The organism is Pseudoalteromonas sp. XI10 (assembly GCF_001469895.1).
Classification (GTDB): Bacteria; Pseudomonadota; Gammaproteobacteria; order Enterobacterales; family Alteromonadaceae; genus Pseudoalteromonas.
In genome coordinates, this window is record NZ_LOPY01000052.1 from 248,520 (window position 1) to 272,394 (window position 23,875).

The following is a 23,875-nucleotide window of genomic DNA, read 5'->3' on the forward strand; positions in this document are numbered from 1 at the left end:
AAATTCTAACTAGTTAATTGCATCTAATGTTACAGCTGCAGGGTCAGGCTCATGAAAGAGTTTTTATTAACGGATAGTGATTTCAAAGCTATTTCGTCACAAGTGTATGATGCTTGCGGCATTGTCTTAGCAGAGCACAAACGCGAGATGGTTTACTCGCGTTTGGCAAGACGTATTCGCCAACATAAGCTTAAGAACTTTAAAGAATATTTAGACTTTCTTGAAGAGAATAAAGAGCAAGAGTTTAGTGAGTTTATTAATGCCATAACCACTAATCTGACTTCTTTCTTTCGTGAGCCACACCACTTTAGTTATCTAAAAAATACTATAGTCCCCAAACTGCTGATTAGTAATGCTAAACAAAAGCGTGTAAGGGTGTGGTCTGCTGGTTGCTCGACCGGCGAAGAGCCTTATACCATTGCTATGACTTTAAGCAGCCTATTTCCGTCTGATTGGGATGTGAAAATCCTAGCTACTGACTTAGACTCAAATGTGCTCGCTAAAGCACAGGCTGGCACTTATACCGCTGCCAATGTGAATGGTTTAGACAAAAGCCAACTTAAGCGCTGGTTTCTAAAAAGCCATGACGGTCAGTTATATAAAGTAAAACCCGAACTACAAAAGAATATTTTCTTTAAACGTCTAAACTTATTACAAAGCTGGCCTATGAAAGGGCCGTTTGATGTTATTTTTTGTCGCAATGTAGTTATCTACTTCGATAAGCCGACGAAAGATACTCTATTTAAACGTTATTACGATTTGTTGACCGATTCAGGTCATTTATTCTTGGGGCATTCCGAAACACTGGGTAAGGACCACAAAGAGTTTAAGAATTTAGGCCAAACTATCTATCAAAAAGGTGGTCTATGAGTAGTCATTTTAAACCTGTATTGTCTGGTTTTGAGCACGTTAAACGGTTTTGGGATGGCAAGCGCCATAAAGTGGTTGCTAAAGTATTACCAGGCGAATTTTATGTGTCTAAGTCTGATGAATTGATCACAACTGTGTTAGGTTCGTGTATTGCTGCATGTATTTACGATGAAGGCTTAGGTATTGGTGGTATGAATCATTTTATGCTGCCGGCGGAAAAAGGCGTTGATCCGAGCAACGCACATAGCCTTAATTGCCGTTATGGTAACTGGGCAATGGAATACTTGATAAATGAAATCCTAAAAAATGGCGGCTCTAGACGCAATCTCAAAGTAAAGCTGTTTGGCGGCGGGAAAATAATCCGCTCAATGACAGATATTGGTGTTGGCAACATTCGTTTTGCAAATGCCTATGTACTTGAGGAAGGTTTAGATTTAGTATCCCATGATGTTGGCGGGCCTTGGCCACGTAAGGTGATGTTTGATCCACAAACAGGCAAGGCGCAGGTTAAGAAAATGCGTGAATTGCATTCTGATAAGCTTGAAAAACGTGAAATTAAATACTTACACGATATTGAGCAGCAAGATGCAGAAACGGATATTGAATTATTTTAGGAGAGCAAATGATCAAAGTACTCATAGTTGATGATTCTGCTTTGATCCGTGGTTTACTCAAGGAAGTGCTCGAGCAAGCGCAAGACATTCAGGTCGTTGGCGCGGCAGAAGACCCTTATCAAGCCCGAGATTTAATTAAGCGCCTTAATCCCGATGTCTTAACGCTTGATATCGAAATGCCGAAAATGGATGGGTTAAGTTTTTTAAAAAACTTGATGCGCCTTCGTCCTATGCCAGTTGTGATGATTTCTACACTGACTCAAAAAGGCTCACCAATCACACTGGAAGCCCTCGAAATTGGTGCCGTTGACTTTATTGCTAAGCCAACTATCAATGTCACTGAAAATCTGCAGCGTTATGCCCATTTATTACATCAAAAAGTACGTACTGCAGCTGGCGCTAGAGTGCGAGCTTTTAAAGAAACAAAAGTTGAAGACGACAGCTCTTTAACAGCATTGCAATTTAAGGCAAACAGCGTGCTTGCAATTGGTGCTTCAACAGGCGGCACAGAAGCAATTAAAGAAGTGCTCGTGCGCATGCCAGAAAGCTGCCCACCGATTGTTATTACACAGCATATCCCTCCAGTATTTAGTACCTCGTTTGCAATGCGCATGGATAGAACGTGCAAAATCAACGTTAAAGAAGCTGAGCATGGCGATAAGCTACAACCAGGCTGGGCGTATATTGCACCGGGCGATCAGCATTTGAGTGTAGTAAAAAAAGCAGGCGGCTTGTTTTGTCAGCTTGATTCAAGTGAGCTGGTTAATCGCCATCGTCCAGCGGTTGATGTGCTATTTAACTCCTTAGTCGTGGCTTGCCCTAAAGTAACGGTGGCAGCAATACTAACCGGTATGGGCAGCGATGGTGCAAAAGGCATGCTTGCATTAAATCAAGCTGGGGCTTACACCATAGCACAGGATGAATTGTCGTCAGTGGTGTGGGGCATGCCTAAAGCCGCAGTAGAGCTTAATGCGGCTAATGAAGTGGTTCGCCTTGATAAGGTTGCAGCGCAAATGCTAAAACAAGCTGCTAAGGTACAATAACCCAAGGTTGTGAGAACCAGTAGTAACTGCCTTTTTTCGCGATAGAAGGGGCTGTGCAGTTAAAGCGAGAGCGGCCTTTTTTCAGTTTTTCAGGTGAGGTGATCTTCACCGTATCTTTACTAAGCCAAGTTAAGTCTGCTTGGCCAATACCAGAGACATAACAAGCAAACTGACTTTTATGAAAGTCCTGCATATCAAATTGAATGCTTATACTTGGTGGGTTTTCGTTTGTAACGCTATCTGAATAGCTGAGCTGTTTGATTGTGAATGCTTGAGAGTCGAGTTTAGTGGCAAGCGTATCAAGCTTTGAATAAAAGCCCGATGCCGGAAAGCGTGGTAATCGGGTAAAGTCAGAATGGATACCTACAGCACCCGAATGTTGACCTATTCCAACAAAGCCTAGCGATTTTACTAGTTGTTGCAATGAATTATTAAATTCACCATAAGGGTAAGCAAGGTATTTAAAATCATGGTCAATTTCTTCTTTAATGCGCTGCTGGGCAGATAAAATATCTTTTTTAGTACGTGCAAGCCATGATTCTTCACTCTCGCCAGACTGTTTGCGATGCAAGTAATTATGAACTTGTGTATGGTTGCTGATCAAGGCGCCTTTATTAGATAGCTCCTTTAACTGCTGCCATGTCATTACATAGCTTTTACCTTCATCAATTAGCTCGGGATTTACGAAAATTGTGTACGGATAGCCAAACTTCTCCAAGATAGGCGCTGCTTCTTCATAGTTATTTTTGTAGCCATCGTCGAAGGTAATCGCGACAGTTTTATCAGTTAGCGGTTGGCCTGCTTGTAACGAGGTGATGAGTTCATCTAGTGGAATAACGTTGAAGTTATTATCTTTTAAATATTGCATGTGTTCAGTGAATGTTTCGCTGCTGACACTGGTTACCGCAGGAAGGCTTTCACTGACGTGGTGATACTGTAGAATGACTGCGCCATGGGCACGCAAAGATAAACCTAACAGGACTGCAAATACTAAATGAAACATTTTCTTAAACGTCATAAGGCACACCATAAAAGTTTACTGTTATTAGCCGGTCCGATGATTTTATCAAATATTACCGTGCCAATGTTAGGTTTAGTTGATACCGCTGTAATCGGCCACTTAGGAAGCGCTCACTATTTAGCTGGTATAGCGCTCGGTTCAGCAGTTATCTCGTTATTATTTTGGCTAGCAGGCTTTTTGCGCATGAGCACCACAGGATTAGTTGCACAGGCTTATGGTAAAAGCGATCACACCTTACTCGCTGAGCTATTAAAGCGCAGCTTGTTACTAGCAACAGCAGTTGCGCTGTTATTAATAGCGCTGAGTATACCTATACAATCCTTAATGGCATATTTATCAAATGCTAATGAAGCTGTTTTAGAACAAGCAAATAGCTATTTTTCGATTCGTATTTTTAGTGCACCAGCTGCTTTGTGTAATTTGGTTTTACTTGGTTGGATGTTAGGTGTTCATTATGGACGCGGGCCGTTTTATTTATTACTTATCACCAATATAACCAATATTGTGCTCGATATTTATTTTGTGGTGTTTCTTGATTGGGGTGTGGCTGGAGCTGCGTGGGCATCTTTAATCGCTGATTATATCGCCCTTGCTTTTGCACTTATGTTAGTTGCACAGCTTGCTAAAAAGCAGGGGGTTAATCTTGCTGTGAAAGCGTGGTTAAGTGTTGCTAAGTTACTTGATTTAGTGAGCTTAAATCGCGATATTTTTATTCGCTCACTAGCACTCCAGCTATGTTTTAGCTTTATGACTTTTTATGGCGCACGTATCGGCGAAACAACCTTAGCGGCTAATGCCGTGTTGCTAAACTTTTTAATGTTGGTGAGCTTTGCGCTTGATGGTATTGCTTATGCCAGTGAAGCTAAGGTCGGTAAAGCGAAAGGTGAGTACAGTACTAAGCAGATTAAGTTATGGGTTAATTTGAGCTTGTTTTGGGGCGGGTTATTTGCGGTGTTTTATAGCCTTATATTTTTATTATTTGGTGAGGCAATTATTCGCTTACTTACCGATGTGCCCGAAGTTATCAGCCTTGCAACGGTTTATCTTCCTTGGGTGATTATTTTACCTATCGCAGCGATGGGCTGCTTCTTATTTGATGGCGTATTTGTCGGTTTAACCCGTGCTAAAGACATGCGTAATACTATGCTATTTAGTGCTCTAGTGGGCTTTTTTGGACTGTTTTGGGTAGTGAGTAGTTGGCAAAATCATGGTTTATGGTTTGCGATGACCAGCTTTATGCTAATGCGTGGGTTAACGTTGTGGTTTCGCTACCGTAAAATTGTCAATAATCAGCAATTATTAGATTAAATTACTTCCACAAATCAGGGTCGTGATTTTTGGGAGACGAGCGCTCTAAAACTTGCGCAAAACGGTTGGCAAAAATACCTAAGTAGCCCCAACCAGCAAAGAATAAAGCCACTGCTAGTATGACTAGGCCAATTAATTGAAATAGTGCGGGCCCATAGTAACCTATGGCAATAAAGATCACGGCTAGCACAAACAGTGCTAGGCCGCGAAGAAAGCGTTTTAAGCTTAACTTGGGGTCGCTACCTAAGCGAAATACCCATTTTTTAAGCATGCTTTATATACCGGTTAGTAGTAAGAGTGCTCACCAGATTGGTGATCAGTAATGTCTCTTACACCGTTGATTTCGTCAAACTTGGCGATCATTTCTTTCTCGATGCCTTCTTTTAGTGTGACATCAATCATTGAACAACCGTTACAGCCACCACCAAATTGCAGTACCGCGATACCGTCAGCAGTAATTTCTACTAGGCTAACTTGGCCGCCGTGGTTAGCGAGCTGTGGATTCACTTCAGTTTCAAGCATATGTTGAACACGTTCTTGCAGTGATGCATCGTCGCTAAGTTTACGTGCTTTTGCATTTGGCGCTTTAAGCGTTAACTGGGTACCCATTTTGTCAGTTACAAAATCGATTTCAGCTTCTTCTAAGAAAGGGGCGCTTTCTGCATCAACAACGGCATCAAAACCATTGAATGGTAGACGAATATCAGTCGCTTCAACGGCGTCTTCTGGGCAGTAAGAAACACCACACTCAGCCTGCGAAGTACCTGGGTTAACTACAAACACACGAATGTTTGTTTGTTCAGCTTGGTCTGCTAAAAGTTTAGCAAAATGAGATTGTGCAGATTCAGAAATAGAGATCATAAAACGGACTATACTTGACTAAATTACTCGGATACTGTGTATCATACTCCGCTCATCGTGTTGTCGCCAGTGTTGAGCGTAAAAAGTTGCATCTATTTTATCGAATGGTAGCGTTAAAACATCAAATAATTACGGGTGCTATCTATGCGTTTCATAATAACAATATTAACCATGCTAGTGAGCGTTAGCGCATTAGCAAAACCTCTTTCTTATTACTTTGAACAAGATGTGAAATTTGACCCAAGTATTCCGACTCCTGAGCAGGTGTTAGGTTACGAAGTGGGTGAGTGGCATGTACGTCACGATCAACTTGTGCAATATATGCAAATTCTTGCTGAAAAAAGTGACCGAATGAATTTTAAAGTAATCGGTCGCACTCATGAACAGCGTCCACTGGTGATGCTAACGGTTACAGCGTCAGACAAACTTGGCCAAGTAGAGCAAATCCGCAAGGCGCATTTAGCTCGCCTAAATGGTGGGGAAAGTGACTCAAGCAAACAGCCTGCGGTTGTTTGGATGGGTTACAGTGTTCACGGTAATGAATCATCAGGCAGCAACGCATCGCTTCTCGTTGCGTATTACCTTGCAGCCGCACAGGGTCCAGAAATCGATGCCTTACTTAACAACACGGTTATTTTACTCGACCCATCATTAAACCCAGATGGCTTAGCACGTTTTGCTAATTGGGCAAACAGCAACCGTGGCATGAAGTTGTCATCAGATCCACAAACTCGCGAGCATATTGAAAGTTGGCCAAGTAGCCGTACTAACCATTACTTGTTTGATTTAAACCGTGACTGGTTGTTACTGCAGCACCCTGAATCGCGTGCGCGTATTGCACAGTTTCACCAATGGAAACCGAATATCCTAACTGACTTCCATGAGATGGGCCCAAACAGCACTTACTTTTTCCAACCAGGGATCCCAACTCGTAAACACCCAATTACGCCAGAAGAAAATGTCACGCTGACTAAAGCCATTGCAAACTATCATGCAAAGACACTTGATGAGCACAATGCACTTTACTTCACTGAAGAAAGCTTTGATGACTTTTACTATGGTAAAGGCTCAACTTATCCAGACGTAAATGGCGGTGTAGGCATCTTATTTGAACAAGCGAGCTCGCGTGGTCACTTACAAGAAACTATTAACGGCCCGTTAAGTTTCCCGTTTACGATTAAAAATCAGTTATTAACTAGCTTATCGACGTTCCAAGCGGCGATTGATAACCGTACAGACTTACTTGATTATCAAGCAAAATTTTACAACAAAGCAGTTGATCTTGCTGGTGATGAAGATTTTAAAGGGTATGTAGTTAAAGGCGGCGCTGATCAAAGCCGCATGCAATACTTCCTTGATTTATTGAGACAACACCAAATCAATGCGTACATGTTAGAAGAGCCGTTAAAAGTAAACGGGCAAAGCTTTTCTGAGCAGAGCTATTATGTGCCATTAGCACAGCCACAATTTCGTTTAATTAAAGCGATTTTCAGTGAGCAGCAGCGTTTTGTTGATAATACCTTTTATGATGTATCTGGCTGGACACTTGCTCATGCCTTTAATTTAGAATTTGCAAAGGTAAGCAGCAACTGGGGCTTAAATGTGGCTAAAATGCCTTGGCAGCAAAGTGTTAAGTCAAGCTTTGCAGCATTACCGCAAAGCTATGCCTATGCATTTAAATGGGATGATTACCTAGCGCCAAAAATGCTTAATAGCTTGCTTGAACAAGGTGTGAAAGCACGCGTGGCATTAAGCCCACTTACAGCAAAAACACCATCAGGTGAAATAGCTTTTGAACCAGGCAGTATTCTTGTTCCTGCTGGTCTGCAAACTGATAGCAACTGGGTTAGCTATTTAAACCAAGCACAGAATGAATTTGGTATTGAAATTACGCCAATTAGCTCGGGCCTAACGGTTAAAGGTGCAGATTTAGGTTCTCGTGCAATGGCGGTTGTGAAAGCGCCTAAAGTATTACTCGTGGGTGGTCAAGGAACTAGCCAGTATGAGCTTGGTGAAGTGTGGTATTACTTAGATCGTTTTGTTGGTACCGCGCCAAGCATTATCGAAATGGAGCGCTTAGGTAGGGTAGACCTTGAAAACTACAGCCATATTATTTTAGCGCACGGAAATTTCAATCGTCTTGACGATGCGACTAAAGTGGCTATTAAATCGTGGGTTCGTAAAGGCGGTGTTATTTGGGGCCACAAAGGTGGTGCCAAGTTCTTAGCTGATCAGCAGCTACTAAAAGCTAATTACTTATCTCGTCGCGATGTAGCCAGTGCCTTTGATACAACAGGGCTTACTTATGCTGATAAAGATGACTTAGCAGGTCGTCAGCGTATTGCCGGCGCAATTTTTAATACCTCAGTGGATTTATCTCACCCACTTACGTATTCGCTGAACCGTAATACATTACCAGTATTTAAGAATAGCACTTGGCTACTTGAGAAGTCAGATGCCCCATTTGTTAATGTGCTTACTTACACAGATAAGCCGCTTTTAGCTGGCTTTACCGATGACGTAAACGTAGAGCAAGTAGCGGGTGCTGCTGGCCTAATTGCGCATTCATATGGCAAGGGCAGTGTAATAGGTATGACAGATAACCCTGTGTTCCGTGGTTACTGGTACGGTACGAGCCGATTACTAAGCAATGCCTTATTTTTTGGTAATGCCTTTCATGCTTCAGGTGATAAGTAATCACAATTAATCATAATGCAGATTGCCTAACCCCGTTAGGCAAGTGAGCATAGCCCACACTTGCTTCGCTCCTGCATTTTTTATGGCTTCTGTCGCAGCATTTATGGTTGCGCCAGAGGTCATCACATCATCAATAATTGCCACGGTTTTTCCTGTTAAATCTTGCTGACAAACAAAGGCATTTTGTAGATTTTTAACTCTCTTCGCTTTACTTAACTGTGATTGCGCTATGGTTGCTTTATGCTTGTAAAGAGCTGAGCTAACAGTACATTGCTGGTTTTTCAAAACAGGCAGCCAAGTTTGGCTTACCTGATTAAAGCCGCGCGCTAAAAAGCGTTGATTATGCAGTGGTAACACAATAAAAAGATCGGGCCAATTTGTATTAACTTGATGAGCTAATTGCAGCTGCCTCTGTATTACTTGTTGTAGCGCCACACGAAAATACTGCTGGTCATTAAATTTCAATTGCTTGAGCCAAAGTTTAAAAGGCGCTTGATACCAAGCACAGGCAATTAAATGATCAAAATTACTATCAGGAAATGCATCACATATATCTGGTCGGTGTAACAAATTTGGATGGCGTGTAAGGTCAAATAAATTAAGGTCATCTAAACAATACTGACACAAAGCTTGATCAGCCTGTATGTGATTCTGGCAGCTAATGCAAAAGTTGGGGAATAGTGCGTCTAGCCCTAGTTTTAAGGCATGAGGGAAGCGAGACATTGCATTCATTCCTTTAAACGCTATTATGAGCGCTAAGTGTGGTTGGGAAATACAAAATATGCAAAATGAGATGGTGCTATTACATGGCTGGGGAATGAACCAAGGGGTTTGGCAAGTGATCAAACCTGAGCTTGAGTTTTTTCATGATGGTGAAGTCCGATGCCTCGATTTACCTGGCTTTGGTAACGCGCAGTCAATCCCTACACCTTACACTTTGCATGCTGCAGCTGAGCAACTAAGTACACAGCTAAATGAAAAGTCTATTCTTGTTGGCTGGTCGTTGGGCGGGCTTTTTGCCTTGTATATTGCAGCACATTGGCCTGACAAAGTAGCAAAGGTTGTGTTGGTTGCCTCAACGCCTTTTTTTGCGCAAACCGACGAATGGCCAGGTATTAAACCTGACGTATTGAATGCATTTAAAGATCAGCTAGTTAGTCACAGAGAAAAAACGATAGAAAGGTTTTTGGCGATACAAGCGATGGGCAGTGAATCAGCTCGAGATGACATTAAGCAACTTAAAGCACTTTTAAACCAATACCCAGCGCCTCAAGAGCAAGCTTTAAGTGCGGGCTTAGACATTTTACAGCAGGATGATTTACGCGAACTATTCGCTAACCTTAGCGTACCAGTGCGTGGTATTTTCGGTCGCTTAGATTCATTAGTACCTTATCGCGCGATTGAAAAAATGCATGCCTTACAACCTCAGTTTGAATATGAAGTTTTAGATAAAGCCTCACACGCGCCATTTATTTCACATAAAGCGGCATTTATATCAGCACTGAAATCAATGTGTTAAGCAAAACTCGCTGGGAGGCCAGAAAAATAGCGGGATTTAGCTTTATTTTGCTCGTTTTATGAGCGATACTTAACGGGTAGATCTCACTGTTGGAGGGTGTTATGCCAATCAGTTCTGTTTTTAATAATGCGGTAGAAGGTTATAACCGTGCAAGCCAAGGTATCGAAAAGGCGAGCGCTGAGATTAGCCGTGCCTCAATTGATCAGCAAGATGATGCCCAATTAGCTCAACAACGCCAATTACAAGCGGCAACTCCAAATGAAGCTGTAACTCCGCCAGTTTCACAACCTGCCCCAATTGATGAGTCGCTTGTTAATTTAAAAGTTGAAGAGTTTAATGCAAAAGCCAATATCAACACGATTCAGACTGCTGATGAAGTGCTGGGTACATTAATAGATATTAAAGTTTAGTACTTATGAATATCGTCACTCCGTTTCCTTCGATTAATATCAACACAGCGAATGTACACACCGAAAGTGCTCGCCGTGATAATCAGTTACGTGAAGTGATCCCGCCTCCTGCTGCTACCAAGCCGAGTAACGCAGAAAATAAAACCCTGAATGATGGCGACAAAACCAAGCAGCCAGGTTCTGAAGCTGGTACCTATGATGCTAAAGGTCGTCTTGCTGAAGATAAGGTGATTGAAGAACGTCAGCAAGGTGGTGAGCAGGGTGAGCCTGAACAATCAGAGCAAGAACAGCAAGAAGCTAAACAAGAGCAGCAAAAAGAGCAAAAGATTGCTGAGCAAGAGCAACAAGACGCTGAGCAAATCAAAGAGCTAAAAGCCCGCGATACCGAAGTGCGTATTCATGAACAAGCTCATGCAACCGTAGGGGGGCAATATGCAGGCTCACCAAGTTATGAGTATCAACGCGGCCCTGATGGTACAAACTATGCCGTGGGCGGCGAGGTGCAAATTGATGTTGCTGAAATTGAAGGCGACCCAAAAGCCACAATTGAAAAAATGCAGACAGTGCGTGCAGCTGCGCTTGCACCACAAGAACCTTCAAGTGCTGATCGCTCAATTGTCGCCGATGCCACACAAAAGCTTATGGCAGCGCAAGCTGAGCTTGCCAGTCAATCAGCTGATGGCGATGCTGACTCAGGCAAATCGACTTTCAAAATAAACAGTGAGTATGCCGAAGATAGCGCTACTCAAACCAGCGAAACAAAAACAGCAAAGCGTGATGTAGAAGTAGACGAGCGCGCAGCGCGTATTGCTAATTTTTATCAAGCGGCAACCTCACCAGCTAATCAAAATCAGTTCTCTGCTTTTATTTAAGCCCATACTAATTCACATTAATAATTCATCATTTAGTGGGATTAAACCTGTCCTTAACGAGGTTTTATTGCCTCAAAATAGCTCAATTGATTAAATTTTTACCCAAATTTTTATAACAATTTCTTACATTTAGCCTACAAAAACGAATGTTGTTTCTATTGTGGGTTTGTCTTCGCTTTGGTAAATTGTGCCCGATTTATAATTAGGATGATTAAACAATGAAATACACTCTTCTTGCTTGCGCATTATCACTTGCTTCGACAACAGTAATGGCAGAAAACACTTCACCATTAAGCTATGACTATGTTGAAGCCGGATATAAAAAGACAGAAATTGATGAGCTAAACGATTTTTCTCTTTCAGGTATTGGTATTAATTTTAGTAAGCAATTTGCTGAAAATTGGTTTGTATTAGGACATTACTCAACAGCTTCGGATGACGATAAAGAATCAAGCTACTACGATGGCTATAACGTCTATGATTCATTTGGCAATTTGATTGGTGAGTCTCAAATTTCATATTTAGGCAAAGTCGACCTTGATATTACTCGTTTTGAGCTAGGCCTAGGCTATATCTACTCTCTTTCTGATCGCACTAACCTTGATTTCTCAGCAAAAATTGGTCAGCTTAAATTTGAGGTGGATTCAAGTTTTTCAGTGGAAGAAACATATCAAGATTATGTACTTGAAAGTTACTCAGATAGCTACTCTGATTCAGAAACCGCAGATATTTTATCTGCTAACGCGCAAATCAGACATCTATTAACTGATTCATTTGAGATCAACGCTGGCGTTGGCTACGAGCGTTTGCACGACGAAGAGAGCGAAAATAATGCTGTATTTCATGTAGGTGCAAACTATGCCTTCACACCAGCTTGGCTGATAAGCGCAAGCTATCGTGATGCAAATGATTACTCAGATCTTGCATTGTCGGTTCGTTATAACTTCTAATTTTTTAGCAGCTAGGGATGACTTTCCCTAGCTGTTTTCACTCCTCATTTTGTTTCTGTAATCGTATTTTTGTACAAAACGCTACATTTTGTATAAATATCCCGCAAAGCGTTTATTTTTACCGCTTTGGTGTTTATTTAATGTTAATTTTGTGTCTCAGGTGTGTACAGGTCGGTTTGACCATGTAACCCCCCCTCTGTATATGTTTGCCTGCTAAATAATTTAGTGTGTCAGCTCAAGCAATTTATGAGCTGTTTAGAATTAAATCAGTGGGAATCATATGCAACCTTGCAATAAGAAAATCGCACACTTGAAGAAAAGTTCAGTAGCCGTACTTACAGCCTTGTATGTCGGTGCTACAGGCTATGCTGCGGCAGAGCCTGGCTTTAACAAAGTGTCAGATAAAGGCTTCTATCAGCCAACATTTACAGCTGAAGATATCGCAAATTACCAACAAGAAAAACAAATCGAAGATCATCCAAGCTTACTCAAAGGGAGTGCTCAACGCTTAAATCAGCACTATCAAAGTCAGCAGCCGGAACATGTTTTTCAACCTCAAGATGGGGTGACAGGGATTCAAACTTACATTGTGCAAATGCATGATGAACCTGTAGCAAGTTATCAAGGTGATATTCAAGGCTTCAGCGCTACAGCCATTACAGAGTCACGTTCTTTAATGGTAAAAGAGCGCATTGATACAGCTTCGCAAAGCGTGCGCGCGTATCAAGGTTTTTTAAAGCAACGTCAAACAGCAGTATTAAGTAAGGCGCGTGCAATAGGTGCCAATATTGCAATTAAAAAGCAATTTACTCTTGCAAATAACGCGGTAGTGGTCGAAATGACACAAGCTGATGCAGAGCTACTTGCGACACAATCAGGCGTAAAGCGTATTACTCCTAACCGTATTTTTGAATTACGCACAGACCGTGGTCCTGAGTTTATTGGTGCTGATCAATTATGGCAGGGTGCAACACCGGCTTCATCGGTAGGTGTTAAAGGTGAAGGTATGGTTGTAGGTATTATTGATACAGGTATCAATACAGACCATCCTGCATTTGCTAGTGACGAACAATACAGTGAGAAAAATCCACTAGGTGCAGGTAACTTCGTAGGCGACTGTGAGGAAGAACCTGAGCTATGTAATGACAAGCTAATTGGTGTTCGCTCATACCCAGAAATCACTGCAATGAATGCCGATTATCAATTTGCACGTGCAGATCGCCGTCCTGAAAATGGTGAAGACTATAATGGTCACGGTTCTCACACAGCAAGCACTACGGCGGGTAATTACATCGAAAACACACCGCTTCAAGCTGCAACAGGTGAGAAGGTAAGTGATGGTGAAAACTTACCATTTACGTTTGAAAGTACCAGTGGTGTGGCACCTCGTGCGCACATTATTTCGTACCAAGTGTGTTATGCAGGAAACTCGGGTGATCTATATTCTGGCTGTCCTGAGTCAGCTATTTTATCAGCATTTGAAGATGCAATTGAAGATGGTGTAGATGCAATCAACTTCTCAATTGGTGGTGGTGAAAGCTTCCCGTGGGAAGACCCAGTGGAAATGGCTTTCTTAAGTGCGCGTGAAGCGGGTATTTCAGTAGCAGCAGCAGCGGGTAACTCAGGCCCATATTATATGTCTGCGGATCATACTTCGCCTTGGGTAACTACTGTAGGCGCTTCAACCCATGATCGTGTAATGGACTTAGGTGCTAAAACCATCAATAACTTCCAAGGTACGCGCACGCCTTATACTGGTGAGTATTCAGGTAAGAGTTTCTCTGGCGGTATCACAGGTGAAGTTGTACTTGCTGAAAAGTACGACGATCCGAACGAAAATGATGATTACGATGCAGCAAGTTGTAATGCCCCTTTCCCAGCAGGCACGTTTACATCTGACCAAATTGTAGTGTGTTTACGTGGTGACATTGCGCGTGTCGACAAAGCTAAGAACGTGGCAGCTGGTGGAGCAGGTGGCTTCATTTTACAAAACATTAGTTCGGCAGAAAATATTGTTGCTGATAACTATGTGATCCCAGGTATTCACTTACCAGCAAACGCACGCTGGACAATTCGTAACTGGATTAATGCTAACCCTGATGGCGCAGCGATTGCGACAATAGGTGAACCAGAAAATCATTATTCATTTGATGAAGAAGCAGGTAATGAACTTGCGATCTTTAGCTCGATGGGGCCAAGTTATTACATCAATAACCTTGTTCCAGATGTGACGGCACCAGGTGTAGATATTTATGCAGCGAATGCCGATGACCAGCCATTTACAGCTAATCCTCGTGCATCTGACTGGACTTTCATGAGCGGTACTTCAATGGCTACGCCGCATGTTACTGGTGCAATGACGCTACTTATGCAAATGCACCCTGATTGGACGCCTGCAGAAATTCAATCAGCGCTAATGATGACGGCGAACAAAGTGCGCATTTCTAATGGCGTTACTTTAATTGACCCATACTACAACTTCATGGCTGGTGGCGGTGCGATTGACGTAGCACAAGCTGCCAATGCAGGTCTTATCATGGATGAGACTATTGAAAACTATCATGATGCCAACCCGCGCAATGGTGGTTTAGTAGAGTGGCTTAACCTACCTTCGTTAGTTAACCAAGACTGCGAACTTGAATGCACGTGGATGCGTACAGTTAAGGCCACAAAAGATGGTACTTGGGATGCAACAGCTTATGGTTGGGCTGTTGAAGGTGAAGAAGAAAGCTTTGGTGTAGAAGTTAGCGTAACACCAAGTAATTTCACACTTCAAGCAGGTGAAACACAAGATGTGATGGTTACTATGAAGTTGCCGAATATCATCGAGTCTAAGCTTGATCCTGTTGAAGAAGGTGCGCCTTGGGACAATATCTTAAATAAAGATGCTTGGTTCAACGGTAAAGTGTTATTCAAGAACACTGATGGCGACTCACCTGATGCTCATTTCACATTAGTTGCGAAAAACGTCATTGATGAGTTACCAACCATGGTTGATATCGATATGGCACGTGCAAGTGCATCAGAATCAATCGTTGTTAATACCGATAGCTACAGTGAATTTACGCCGACTTATTATGGTCTAGTAAAACCAACGGAGATTACCGCAAATATCTTAGGTGTTGCACCTTATGTGACAAAAGACCGCGTTGAAAAAGCGTGGGATATCCAGGCGTTTGAAGTACCAGAAGGTACAAAACGCTTAATGGTTAAAGTTGCATCTACCGAGCAAACTACAGATTTAGCAGACCTTGTTGAGCCTCGCTGGCAAATGAAAAAAGCACACTTGGTTGTGGGTTATGATGCTAATGAAAGCGGCTCATTCATGGTGTCTGATGAAGAGATTGCGGAAGATTCTACTGCACTGATCAAAGCGCTTAATGAAGAAATGATTTGTTATTCTTCAAGTAGTGTTGAAGATAACTACTGTAACATTATTGACCCTAAGCCTGGTAAATACTGGTTTGCGACCGCAGCTCTAGCAGGTTTACGTGATGTTGGTTACCAAACAGTGACGCATTACGCCATTGTTAAAGAGCAAAATACTGGTGAATTCAGTGTATCAGCGCCACAGCAGCACAGCGGCAATGGTAACTATGAAATTGCTGTAAATTGGGATTTACCAGATGCGCAACCGAATGATGTTTATTATGGCGGCTTTGCATTAGGTAATGCTGAGGGAGCTGAAGGCACCCTTGGTTTCACATCGGTTAATTTAAAGCGTGATGCAGAGGCACTTACTTTAAATGTTGACCAAGACACTGCTCGCGCTATGGACCTAGTTAACGTTAATGTAAAACTTAAAGCCAACTATGAATCTAAAGCACGTGACTATTCATTGTCATTGACGATTCCTGATGGCATGCAAGTTTGGCCTGAAACGCTAACTTCAAACAATGAAGAAGTTGAAGCTTCGTTAGTTGTAGAAGGCAACACGTTAACTATTCAAGGTACACAAGACGCAACGCGTAACGTAAAACGTGATTATGTGGTAACTAACAACATCACTAATGAGATGTGTAAAACGCCAATGATTGATGAATTCTCGACAGGGGGATATATCGATTTATGGGGTGATTTCCGCATTCAACCTGAAGCTGCTTGGTATGAAGGTGGCTCAAATGTGTACTTTGATGTGCCAATTGATTGGTTATTCTATAAAGAAGGTGCGAAGTTTGAAATTTACAACCAAGTAAATAATAACGAAGTACGTTTACACCCAACAGGTGCAATGCAGTTCACACCTATTTGGTGGATGATGAGTGCACACCGTGGTCCTGGTTTCTTAGTTGAAGCGCTTGCACCATTCTGGCGTGGCTCGTTTGAAATCGAAAACCTTCGCAATCCAACGGATCCAACAGGTCTAACAATTGCTTCTCAGTATAAAGAAGAGCGTCCTGACTTAGGTGATCTCGTATTCTTGGAATTCGATAACGTGACTGATAAATACACAGGCGACACGTTTGACTATGAAGTGATTTTACGTAGTGGTATCGATGACCATGAAGGTATGTTCGAAGCTATCTTTGCTTACGATAACCTAGGCGCAGGTGTTGATGAAGGGACTATCTTTATTGAAGGTGGTGATAGTGTTTACTCTACAACTGCCGGCTTTAAAGACGGTGCATTAAGCAATGTGGTTGGTTATGACGACCTTGGCAAGATCTTACAAGATGACTTAGTGATCTGTTTTGATTATGTTGGCCCAGAGCAAAGTGAAGTTGAGTTTAACTTTACTGCTACGGTTATGCCTGATGCGAAAGGTTCTGTGCAAGATATCACTCTTGATTACCAACTAGGTAGCCAAGAAGGTGGTATGTTAATGCACTCTATTGGTGTACAAAGCAACCTGAAAATGAGCGACATCGCTGATATGACGGTAGCAGAAAATGGCCGTATCGATGGTGTTGATGTGATGGTTGTTGATGCAGACCAGTCGCCAAATGAATTAGTGGTAACCGGCGAGAATGTTACGGCTGAAGTTGATGGAATGTCGTTTAACTTAATCCCTGATGCACATTTCTATGGTGAAACAATGGTGACAGTCACAGTGCAAGACAAAGCAAACCCAGCAGACAAAGTAAGCAAAGAATTCTTACTAATGGTTGAGTCTGATGGTGTTGAGCTTGGCTGTACTGATGCTGCTGCAACTAACTATGATGCGACTGCGAATGAAGATGATGGTAGCTGTGAATTCGCTTCACAAGTAACACCTGAAACTGAAGCTGAAACTAAGAGCTCTTCAAGCGGCTCATTAGGTCACTTCATTGTGTTACTACTGCCATTACTTGCACTTCGTCGTCGTAAGTAATAGCGATAAAGGCTCAGTTTATTGAGCCTTTCATAGCAACGAGACTGATTAAGTTGCTATACAAATAAAAAACCGCGTAAGTTTACACTTACGCGGTTTTTTTTCGACTTATGCCTACAGCCTATTATTTTTTCACTTTTGCATTGGCAAATGCATCAGCAAAGGCATTACCCATGGCAACATTGCCAAACTCGCGTTTTTGCTTAGGTGCACTTTTCGCTTTCGCAGCTGGCTTAGGTTTGCTAGCTGGTGCGGCTTTATTGCTGGTATCAACATCATCGTCTAAACGCATGGTAAAGCTAATACGTTTACGAGCAGCATCTACTTCAACTACTTTTACTTTTACAATATCGCCAGCTTTAACCACTTCACGTGGATCAGAGATAAACTTGTTAGTAATCGCAGAAATATGCACTAAACCGTCTTGGTGCACGCCCACATCAACGAAGGCACCAAAGTTAGCAACGTTAGACACTACACCTTCTAAAATCATACCTGGTTTTAGGTCGTTAATAGTTTCAACACCGGCTTTAAATTCAGCTGTTTTAAACTCAGGACGCGGGTCACGACCCGGTTTATCAAGTTCTTTGATAATGTCGGTAACCGTTGGTAAACCAAATTTTTCGTCTGTGTAGTCGTTTGCAACGAGCTTATTTAGGATGTCAGAGTTACCAATTAGGCTGTTTACATCTAAGCTGTTCTTCTCGCAGATACGCTTAACAACCGGGTAGGCTTCAGGGTGAACTGACGAGTTATCAAGAGGATCTGAGCCTGTGCTGATACGTAAGAAACCGGCAGCTTGTTCAAAGGCTTTAGGCCCTAAACGTTCAACTTTTTTAAGTTCAGAACGTTTGCTAAATGAGCCATTCGCATCACGGTAGCTAACAATATTTTGTGCTAACGTTTTGTTTAAGCCAGATACGCGAGTAAGTAGTGGCACCGACGCCATATTTAAGTCTACACCCACTGAGTTTACACAGTCTTCAACCACTGATGTTAGTGTTTGACCAAGTTGGCTTTGCGATACATCGTGTTGATATTGACCTACACCGATTGATTTAGGCTCAATTTTTACCAGCTCAGCAAGTGGATCTTGTAAGCGGCGTGCAATAGACACAGCACCACGTAGGGAAACATCAAGGTTAGGGAATTCATTAGCGGCAAACTCAGACGCTGAATAAACAGAAGCGCCGGCTTCACTAACCATCACTTTATTAAGTTTAAGCTCAGTGTTGGCTTTAATCAGTTCTGTTACTAATTTGTCAGATTCACGTGAGGCTGTACCATTACCAATAGCGATTAGCTCAACTTTATGCTGGCGGCATAATTGCTCAAGAGTACGAAGCGATTTATCCCAATGATTTTGTGGTGCGTGCGGGAAAATCGTTTGTGTTGTTAACAGCTTGCCTGTGCTATCTACAACGGCAATTTTACAACCAGTACGTAAACCAGGATCTAGACCTAACGTGGTGCGTGGACCTGCTGGAGCGGCCATTAATAAATCTTTTAAGTTCTTAGCGAAAACGTCAATTGCGCCGGTTTCTGCTTTTTCGCGCATTGCACCTAAAAATTCATTCTCAAGGTGAAGGCTTAACTTAATTTTCCATGCCCATTGCACTACACCCATTAACCAAGCGCTTGCAGCAGAATTGCTAACATCTAAGCGATAATGATCGGCAATCATTTGTGCGCACACTTGCGCCGGATTTTCTGCGCTTGGCTCTGGGTTGATACTAAGTTGTAATACGCCTTCATTGCGAGCACGCAGCATAGCAAGTGCACGGTGTGATGGTACTTTTTTAAGCGGTTCTTGATGCTCGAAGTAGTCGCGGTACTTTACACCTTCATTTTCTTGGCCAGCAATTACAGTACTTTCAATCTGACCATGTTGTGCGATATGACTACGGAATTTAGCTAGCAGTTTGGCGTCTTCAGCAAAGCGTTCCATTAAGATAAATTTAGCACCATCTAGCACCGCTTTATTATCTGCAAAGCCTGCATCAGCATTAATGTAGTCACTTGCTTGTTGTTCAGGGTCGAGACTTGGGTTGTTAAATAGCGCATCGGCAAGCGGCTCAATACCCGCTTCAATGGCAATTTGCCCTTTTGTACGACGTTTAGGTTTGAAAGGCAGATATAAATCTTCAAGCTCAGTTTTACTGTCAGCGTTATTAATATCAGCAGTTAGCTCGGCTGTTAACTTGCCTTGCTCTTCAATAGTATTAAGGATAAAGCTACGGCGTTCTTCTAATTCACGTAAATACGATAAGCGCTGTTCAAGTAAACGTAGTTGCGTGTCATCTAAGCCACCAGTTACTTCTTTACGATAACGGGCGATAAAAGGAACTGTGGCACCTTCATCAAGTAATTTGATTGCAGCAACAACCTGTGGTTGCTGGGCACTTAGCTCGGTTGCTAAGCGTGCAGAGATATTGCTCATGCATAAACCTTTTTAAAAATAGAAAATCAGTAAAACTGAAGATTAATTGCCTGAATAATATCACAATAAGAAGGCCTTAAAAGCACTGCTTTTAAGGCCTGCAAAAATAGTCTTACACAACGCAGATTTTAACGCTTAGTGCGGGTGATCAACCTGCTGTAATACTTCACTAAAGCCATTAGCAATTGGGTTGATATTAACAGGGATATGTAATTTTTTAGCGATCTCTCGAGCTGAAATCAAACCACATATTTCTTGTTTAGCACTGGTTACTAATAAGAACATCATACCTTGGTGTTCCATGGTTTGCAGTGCATCGCCAATACTTGCGTAGCTGATGCTTTGTAGGCTCACACCAGCTAAGCTGCTAAGTGGCGTCATTACATCGTGTAAGGTAATTTCGTCACGGTGTAAGTTCAAGCGCTGTGCAAGGATCATAATTTTTGAGCTTTGCAGATCAGCACTAGAGGTGATACCGAGTAGTTTATCTTCGCTATCAACCACTAAAATAAAATCTGAGCAACAGCTATTTGTTTGCTTTAGAGCATCAACAATAGTGGTACCGTAATGTGCACGTAAAGGGTCTTTTTTAGTAAAGCTATTAAGTACTTTTAAAGCTGAAGAAGTGAGATCTAGTGTTGGCTCAACTTCATTCACTGCATTAGATAATGCGCCATTAGAGATATCTTGAAGACGTAATTCTTTGAAATTATTCATTTTGGTCACCATACATTTTAATAAAACTGAAATAGAAAATTTGAGTTAATTAAAAAGCAGGTGGCCCTCGCTGGTGCGCGCTATAAACAGACACCTTATTACAAGGGTGAACATACGAAACCACACGTGCATCTGGCAGTGGTTGGGCTACATTAGCAACGAACGCAGGAGTATGTTTATCGAGGTCGGTATCTAAGTTGGCAGGGTCTGCACTATCACACGCAATAAAGTGAGCGGTTGGCGTAACACTGTCTGAATGGCTCTCTATATCACTGGCGTAAGATATCAAACTCACACTAATTAATAGTGCGAATACAATGGCATTATTCATTATGCGTTGTATTGCGTTTGACATACTTACTACCTTCTAAAACTCAAGTAATGATTTATCTTGAGTAACTTTAGTTATAGATCACATTTTTAGACTAAACAATCACTAATTAACGCTTTCTGAATTTTCTGGCAAAAGTTATTTCGCATCCGGATAAGTTATCTCGTTGATATACCATTCTTTTGCGCCTTCAGGCGTGTTCACCGAAAAATCATCATCTACCTGTTTGCCAAGTAGCGCTCGAGCCATAGGTGCATCAATCGAAATGTAATCTTTGCGCTCGTAAATTTCGTCGGGGCCGACAATACGAAAGCGCTTTGTTTCGCCTTGCTCATTCTCAATTTCGACCCAAGCACCAAAAAACACTTTTCCCGCTTGCTGTGGGTTGTAGTCAACAATTTTAAGATCTGGCATGCGTTTACGAAGATAGCGTACACGGCGATCTATCTGTCGTAAAACACGCTTATTAAATTGATAATCGGCGTTTTCAGAACGGTCGCCTAAGCTTGCTGCCCAAGTAACAATTTTGGTAATTTCAGGGCGCTTTTCATGCCATAAGTAATCATGTTCTTGTTGTAATTGCTGATACCCTTCTCGGGTTATTAAATTTGTCTTTGCCATTTTATTCAGCCTAAAAAGAAAACCAGCCGCAAGGTATAAAAGTCTTTTACCTTTGTCGAGTGGGATTTTGAAATGTTCAGTAACAATCTAAGCGCGTAATTCGTTTTTTATTCTTAACTTTTTCATTTATATTAATAAGTAACATATTACAAAAAGAATGAAAGTTATGGGACACGAAACGACAAAAGTATTGGTTGTTGATGACGATATGCGCTTACGTAGTTTGCTAGAGCGTTACCTTGTAGAACAAGGCTTTATTGTTCGCTCAGCAGCAAATTCAGAGCAGATGGATCGCTTATTAGAGCGCGAGAACTTCCACTTGATTGTATTAGATTTAATGTTACCAGGTGAAGATGGGTTATCAATTTGCCGTCGTTTACGTCAAAAAGAAAATGACATTCCAATTGTAATGCTTACAGCCAAAGGCGATGAGGTTGACCGTATAATCGGTTTAGAGCTTGGTGCTGATGATTACATTCCTAAACCATTCAACCCACGTGAACTGTTAGCGCGTATTAAAGCAATTTTACGTCGTCGTGCTAAAGAAGTGCCAGGTGCGCCTGCTGCCGAAGAAAACGAAATTAGCTTTGGTGACTTCACACTAAACCTTGCGACCCGCGAAATGAGCCATGGTGATAAAACAATGTCGTTAACCAGTGGTGAGTTTGCGGTATTAAAAGCATTAGTGACTCATCCACGTGAACCGCTTAGTCGCGATAAATTGATGAACTTAGCTCGTGGCCGAGATTACAGTGCGCTTGAGCGCAGTATCGATGTTCAGGTTTCACGCTTACGCCGTATGATTGAAGTGGATGCTGCTAATCCTCGTTATATACAAACAGTATGGGGCTTAGGCTACGTATTTGTGCCAGACGGTGAAAAATAACAGTAATGGGCATGTTTCCACGTAGTGCGTTTGGACAAACGGTATTTTTGGTTGCAGCCCTGCTGTTAATCAATCAAATTGTCTCTTATATCACGGTCAGTTTTTATGTTGTTAAACCAACTATAGAACAAGTAAACCTGATCCTATCTAAACAGGTGAAAACCGTGTTTATCGAATGGGAAGAAGGGGTTGAGGTAAGCAAAGAAGCCTCAGACAAGTTTTTTGAGATCACCGGCATCGAAGTGATGACTCAGCGTCAAGCGATGAGTGAAGGGTTGGCTGAAACTCGTGAGTACTCAATGTTATCGCGCAGTATGTCGAAAGAGCTCAATGGCTCTGCTCGGGTACGAATAAGCCAAACCGATCCACTTGTTTATTGGGTTGAAGCACCGCAAGCACCGGGTTATTGGGTGCGCGTGCCGCTCACTGGCCTGCAAGAAAACAACCTAAAATTCTTAACCTTTTATTTATCGAGTATTGGCTTTTTAAGTGTGCTCGGTGGTTGGTTGTTTGCCCGCCATCTAAATAGACCTTTAAAAGCACTGCAACAAGCTGCTGTGAAAGTCGGCGTAGGTGACTTTTCAACTAAGCTAGAAGAGCAAGGCTCTACTGAAGTCATTGAAGTAACCCGTGCGTTTAATCAAATGTCGCGAGGTATTGCAGCTCTTGAGAACGACCGTCGGTTATTAATGGCTGGTGTTTCTCATGACTTGCGCACGCCGCTTACACGTATTCGCCTTGCCACCGAAATGATGTCGGACGATGAAGATTACCTGCGTGAAGGGATCATTCATGATATTGAAGATATGAATGCCATTATTGACCAATTCATTGAATATTTACGCCATCACAAACGTGAAGAACTTGAGCTAGAAGACTTAAACGCGATTGTTTCTGAAGTTGTCGAAGCTGAACAAAAACATCACCGCACTATTACCTTTAAAGAGAATCCGAGCTTAAGCGAAGTGCCAGTGAGTATGGTAGCAATAAAGCGTGTTGTTACTAATATGATTGAAAACGCAATTCGCTATTCAGATGGTGATATAGAGGTTGAAACCCGCGTGAGCAGTAATAAAAAGTTTGCCATGGTCGTGGTTAACGATCACGGCCCAGGGATCCCTGAAAGCGAACTTGAAACTGTATTTGAACCGTTTAAACAAGGTGATGCTGCTCGCGGTAGCGAAGGCAGTGGCTTAGGCCTTGCGATAATAAAACGTATTGTCGATATGCACGGCGGCCGAGTACAACTACTTAATCGCCCAGAAGGTGGCCTAAGCGCGCAAATCTATTTGCCTTTTTAAAAAGTATTTAGCTTTAAGCTATAAGTTTCAAGCAGCCCGAGTGGGTTGCTTTTTTATGGGTGGAGATTTATAGAGCAGTTAGTTACTTATAATTTAAGTTGCC

The 23,875-nt window shown here is 42.1% G+C and carries 20 protein-coding genes; 12 read left to right on the plus strand and 8 right to left on the minus strand.

Features of this window, described 5'->3' with window-relative positions; all coding sequences use genetic code 11:
• The first annotated feature begins 51 nt into the window (after nt 1–51).
• Genes AUR67_RS16905 through AUR67_RS16915 form a run of 3 tightly spaced genes read left to right on the plus strand, consistent with a single transcriptional unit; the run spans nt 52 to nt 2,527 of the window.
• Complete coding sequence (locus tag AUR67_RS16905; protein ID WP_058586142.1) at nt 52–870, plus strand: CheR family methyltransferase; 819 nt, start codon at nt 52–54, stop codon at nt 868–870.
• Entirely contained in the window at nt 867–1,484 is a 618-nt protein-coding gene (cheD, locus tag AUR67_RS16910; protein ID WP_058586143.1) for a chemoreceptor glutamine deamidase CheD, read from the plus strand. The genes AUR67_RS16905 and cheD overlap by 4 nt, the downstream gene beginning before the upstream one ends.
• 8 nt (nt 1,485–1,492) lie before the next feature.
• On the plus strand, nt 1,493–2,527 hold the full coding sequence (locus tag AUR67_RS16915; protein ID WP_058586144.1) for a protein-glutamate methylesterase/protein-glutamine glutaminase: 1,035 nt from the start codon (nt 1,493–1,495) through the stop codon (nt 2,525–2,527).
• Here AUR67_RS16915 and AUR67_RS16920 read toward each other — a convergent pair.
• The gene (locus AUR67_RS16920) at nt 2,514–3,545 is read right to left on the minus strand and encodes a polysaccharide deacetylase family protein (RefSeq protein ID WP_058586145.1); all 1,032 of its coding nucleotides are present in this window, start codon (nt 3,543–3,545) and stop codon (nt 2,514–2,516) included. The two genes, AUR67_RS16915 and AUR67_RS16920, sit on opposite strands and share 14 nt — an antisense overlap.
• On the opposite strand from AUR67_RS16920, the gene dinF reads away from it, so the two are divergent.
• Complete coding sequence (gene dinF / locus AUR67_RS16925) at nt 3,522–4,856, plus strand: MATE family efflux transporter DinF (RefSeq protein WP_082665662.1); 1,335 nt, start codon at nt 3,522–3,524, stop codon at nt 4,854–4,856. The two genes, AUR67_RS16920 and dinF, sit on opposite strands and share 24 nt — an antisense overlap.
• A gap of 1 nt (nt 4,857) precedes the next feature.
• Here the strand turns inward: dinF and AUR67_RS16930 are convergent, their stop codons facing one another.
• Together AUR67_RS16930 and nfuA are read right to left on the minus strand one after the other, a co-directional pair.
• Complete coding sequence (locus tag AUR67_RS16930; RefSeq protein ID WP_054554438.1) at nt 4,858–5,127, minus strand: hypothetical protein; 270 nt, start codon at nt 5,125–5,127, stop codon at nt 4,858–4,860.
• A 14-nt stretch (nt 5,128–5,141) separates the two neighbouring features.
• Nucleotides 5,142–5,717, minus strand: a complete 576-nt coding sequence (gene nfuA, locus AUR67_RS16935; RefSeq protein ID WP_054554437.1) for a Fe-S biogenesis protein NfuA — start codon at nt 5,715–5,717, stop codon at nt 5,142–5,144.
• Between the two features lie 144 nt (nt 5,718–5,861).
• On the opposite strand from nfuA, the gene AUR67_RS16940 reads away from it, so the two are divergent.
• Nucleotides 5,862–8,414 (plus strand): M14 metallopeptidase family protein, encoded by a 2,553-nt coding sequence (locus tag AUR67_RS16940; RefSeq protein ID WP_058586146.1) that lies wholly within the window; start codon nt 5,862–5,864, stop codon nt 8,412–8,414.
• A 6-nt stretch (nt 8,415–8,420) separates the two neighbouring features.
• Here the strand turns inward: AUR67_RS16940 and AUR67_RS16945 are convergent, their stop codons facing one another.
• On the minus strand, nt 8,421–9,137 hold the full coding sequence (locus tag AUR67_RS16945; RefSeq protein WP_058586147.1) for a ComF family protein: 717 nt from the start codon (nt 9,135–9,137) through the stop codon (nt 8,421–8,423).
• A 58-nt stretch (nt 9,138–9,195) separates the two neighbouring features.
• Here AUR67_RS16945 and bioH point away from each other — a divergent pair, with 58 nt between their 5' ends.
• The 5 genes from bioH (at nt 9,196) to AUR67_RS16970 (ending at nt 17,476) form a co-directional block, all read left to right on the plus strand.
• Nucleotides 9,196–9,933: a pimeloyl-ACP methyl ester esterase BioH gene (bioH, locus tag AUR67_RS16950; RefSeq protein WP_058586196.1), complete on the plus strand. Its 738-nt coding sequence runs from the start codon at nt 9,196–9,198 to the stop codon at nt 9,931–9,933.
• Nucleotides 9,934–10,034: 101 nt separating this feature from the next.
• Complete coding sequence (locus tag AUR67_RS16955; RefSeq protein WP_054554434.1) at nt 10,035–10,343, plus strand: hypothetical protein; 309 nt, start codon at nt 10,035–10,037, stop codon at nt 10,341–10,343.
• A gap of 5 nt (nt 10,344–10,348) precedes the next feature.
• Nucleotides 10,349–11,215, plus strand: a complete 867-nt coding sequence (locus AUR67_RS16960) for a putative metalloprotease CJM1_0395 family protein (RefSeq protein ID WP_058586148.1) — start codon at nt 10,349–10,351, stop codon at nt 11,213–11,215.
• Between the two features lie 218 nt (nt 11,216–11,433).
• Nucleotides 11,434–12,165: an outer membrane beta-barrel protein gene (locus tag AUR67_RS16965; protein ID WP_058586149.1), complete on the plus strand. Its 732-nt coding sequence runs from the start codon at nt 11,434–11,436 to the stop codon at nt 12,163–12,165.
• 280 nt (nt 12,166–12,445) lie between these two features.
• Entirely contained in the window at nt 12,446–17,476 is a 5,031-nt protein-coding gene (locus AUR67_RS16970; protein ID WP_058586150.1) for a S8 family serine peptidase, read from the plus strand.
• Nucleotides 17,477–17,600: 124 nt separating this feature from the next.
• On the opposite strand, the gene AUR67_RS16975 is transcribed toward AUR67_RS16970, so the two are convergent.
• The 4 genes from AUR67_RS16975 to greB all read right to left on the minus strand — a co-directional run bounded on the left by AUR67_RS16975 (nt 17,601) and on the right by greB (nt 21,585).
• The gene (locus tag AUR67_RS16975) at nt 17,601–19,916 is read right to left on the minus strand and encodes a Tex family protein (RefSeq protein WP_058586151.1); all 2,316 of its coding nucleotides are present in this window, start codon (nt 19,914–19,916) and stop codon (nt 17,601–17,603) included.
• Nucleotides 19,917–20,051: 135 nt separating this feature from the next.
• Nucleotides 20,052–20,633 (minus strand): CBS domain-containing protein, encoded by a 582-nt coding sequence (locus AUR67_RS16980; protein WP_058586152.1) that lies wholly within the window; start codon nt 20,631–20,633, stop codon nt 20,052–20,054.
• A 49-nt stretch (nt 20,634–20,682) separates the two neighbouring features.
• Nucleotides 20,683–20,988 (minus strand): hypothetical protein, encoded by a 306-nt coding sequence (locus tag AUR67_RS16985; RefSeq protein WP_058586153.1) that lies wholly within the window; start codon nt 20,986–20,988, stop codon nt 20,683–20,685.
• Between the two features lie 114 nt (nt 20,989–21,102).
• The gene (gene greB, locus AUR67_RS16990) at nt 21,103–21,585 is read right to left on the minus strand and encodes a transcription elongation factor GreB (protein ID WP_054562853.1); all 483 of its coding nucleotides are present in this window, start codon (nt 21,583–21,585) and stop codon (nt 21,103–21,105) included.
• Between the two features lie 166 nt (nt 21,586–21,751).
• Here greB and ompR point away from each other — a divergent pair, with 166 nt between their 5' ends.
• A complete protein-coding gene (gene ompR / locus AUR67_RS16995) occupies nt 21,752–22,471 on the plus strand; it encodes a two-component system response regulator OmpR (RefSeq protein WP_054554428.1) in 720 nt (239 codons plus the stop codon).
• A gap of 5 nt (nt 22,472–22,476) precedes the next feature.
• Complete coding sequence (gene envZ / locus AUR67_RS17000) at nt 22,477–23,772, plus strand: two-component system sensor histidine kinase EnvZ (protein WP_054562852.1); 1,296 nt, start codon at nt 22,477–22,479, stop codon at nt 23,770–23,772.
• Nucleotides 23,773–23,875 lie beyond the last annotated feature (103 nt).

Bases quoted from the DNA above. Each gene is read 5' to 3' on its own strand.
- cheD (WP_058586143.1), top strand. From the start codon at position 867: ATGAGTAGTCATTTTAAACCTGTATTGTCTGGTTTTGAGCACGTTAAA.
- AUR67_RS16965 (WP_058586149.1), top strand. From the start codon at position 11,434: ATGAAATACACTCTTCTTGCTTGCGCATTATCACTTGCTTCGACAACA.
- greB (WP_054562853.1), bottom strand. From the start codon at position 21,585: ATGGCAAAGACAAATTTAATAACCCGAGAAGGGTATCAGCAATTACAA.
- AUR67_RS16980 (WP_058586152.1), bottom strand. From the start codon at position 20,633: ATGAATAATTTCAAAGAATTACGTCTTCAAGATATCTCTAATGGCGCA.
- AUR67_RS16960 (WP_058586148.1), top strand. From the start codon at position 10,349: ATGAATATCGTCACTCCGTTTCCTTCGATTAATATCAACACAGCGAAT.
- AUR67_RS16975 (WP_058586151.1), bottom strand. From the start codon at position 19,916: ATGAGCAATATCTCTGCACGCTTAGCAACCGAGCTAAGTGCCCAGCAA.
- AUR67_RS16985 (WP_058586153.1), bottom strand. From the start codon at position 20,988: ATGTCAAACGCAATACAACGCATAATGAATAATGCCATTGTATTCGCA.
- AUR67_RS16930 (WP_054554438.1), bottom strand. From the start codon at position 5,127: ATGCTTAAAAAATGGGTATTTCGCTTAGGTAGCGACCCCAAGTTAAGC.
- nfuA (WP_054554437.1), bottom strand. From the start codon at position 5,717: ATGATCTCTATTTCTGAATCTGCACAATCTCATTTTGCTAAACTTTTA.
- AUR67_RS16920 (WP_058586145.1), bottom strand. From the start codon at position 3,545: ATGACGTTTAAGAAAATGTTTCATTTAGTATTTGCAGTCCTGTTAGGT.
- bioH (WP_058586196.1), top strand. From the start codon at position 9,196: ATGCAAAATGAGATGGTGCTATTACATGGCTGGGGAATGAACCAAGGG.
- AUR67_RS16955 (WP_054554434.1), top strand. From the start codon at position 10,035: ATGCCAATCAGTTCTGTTTTTAATAATGCGGTAGAAGGTTATAACCGT.
- envZ (WP_054562852.1), top strand. From the start codon at position 22,477: ATGGGCATGTTTCCACGTAGTGCGTTTGGACAAACGGTATTTTTGGTT.
- AUR67_RS16940 (WP_058586146.1), top strand. From the start codon at position 5,862: ATGCGTTTCATAATAACAATATTAACCATGCTAGTGAGCGTTAGCGCA.
- dinF (WP_082665662.1), top strand. From the start codon at position 3,522: ATGAAACATTTTCTTAAACGTCATAAGGCACACCATAAAAGTTTACTG.
- AUR67_RS16915 (WP_058586144.1), top strand. From the start codon at position 1,493: ATGATCAAAGTACTCATAGTTGATGATTCTGCTTTGATCCGTGGTTTA.
- AUR67_RS16945 (WP_058586147.1), bottom strand. From the start codon at position 9,137: ATGTCTCGCTTCCCTCATGCCTTAAAACTAGGGCTAGACGCACTATTC.
- ompR (WP_054554428.1), top strand. From the start codon at position 21,752: ATGGGACACGAAACGACAAAAGTATTGGTTGTTGATGACGATATGCGC.
- AUR67_RS16905 (WP_058586142.1), top strand. From the start codon at position 52: ATGAAAGAGTTTTTATTAACGGATAGTGATTTCAAAGCTATTTCGTCA.
- AUR67_RS16970 (WP_058586150.1), top strand. From the start codon at position 12,446: ATGCAACCTTGCAATAAGAAAATCGCACACTTGAAGAAAAGTTCAGTA.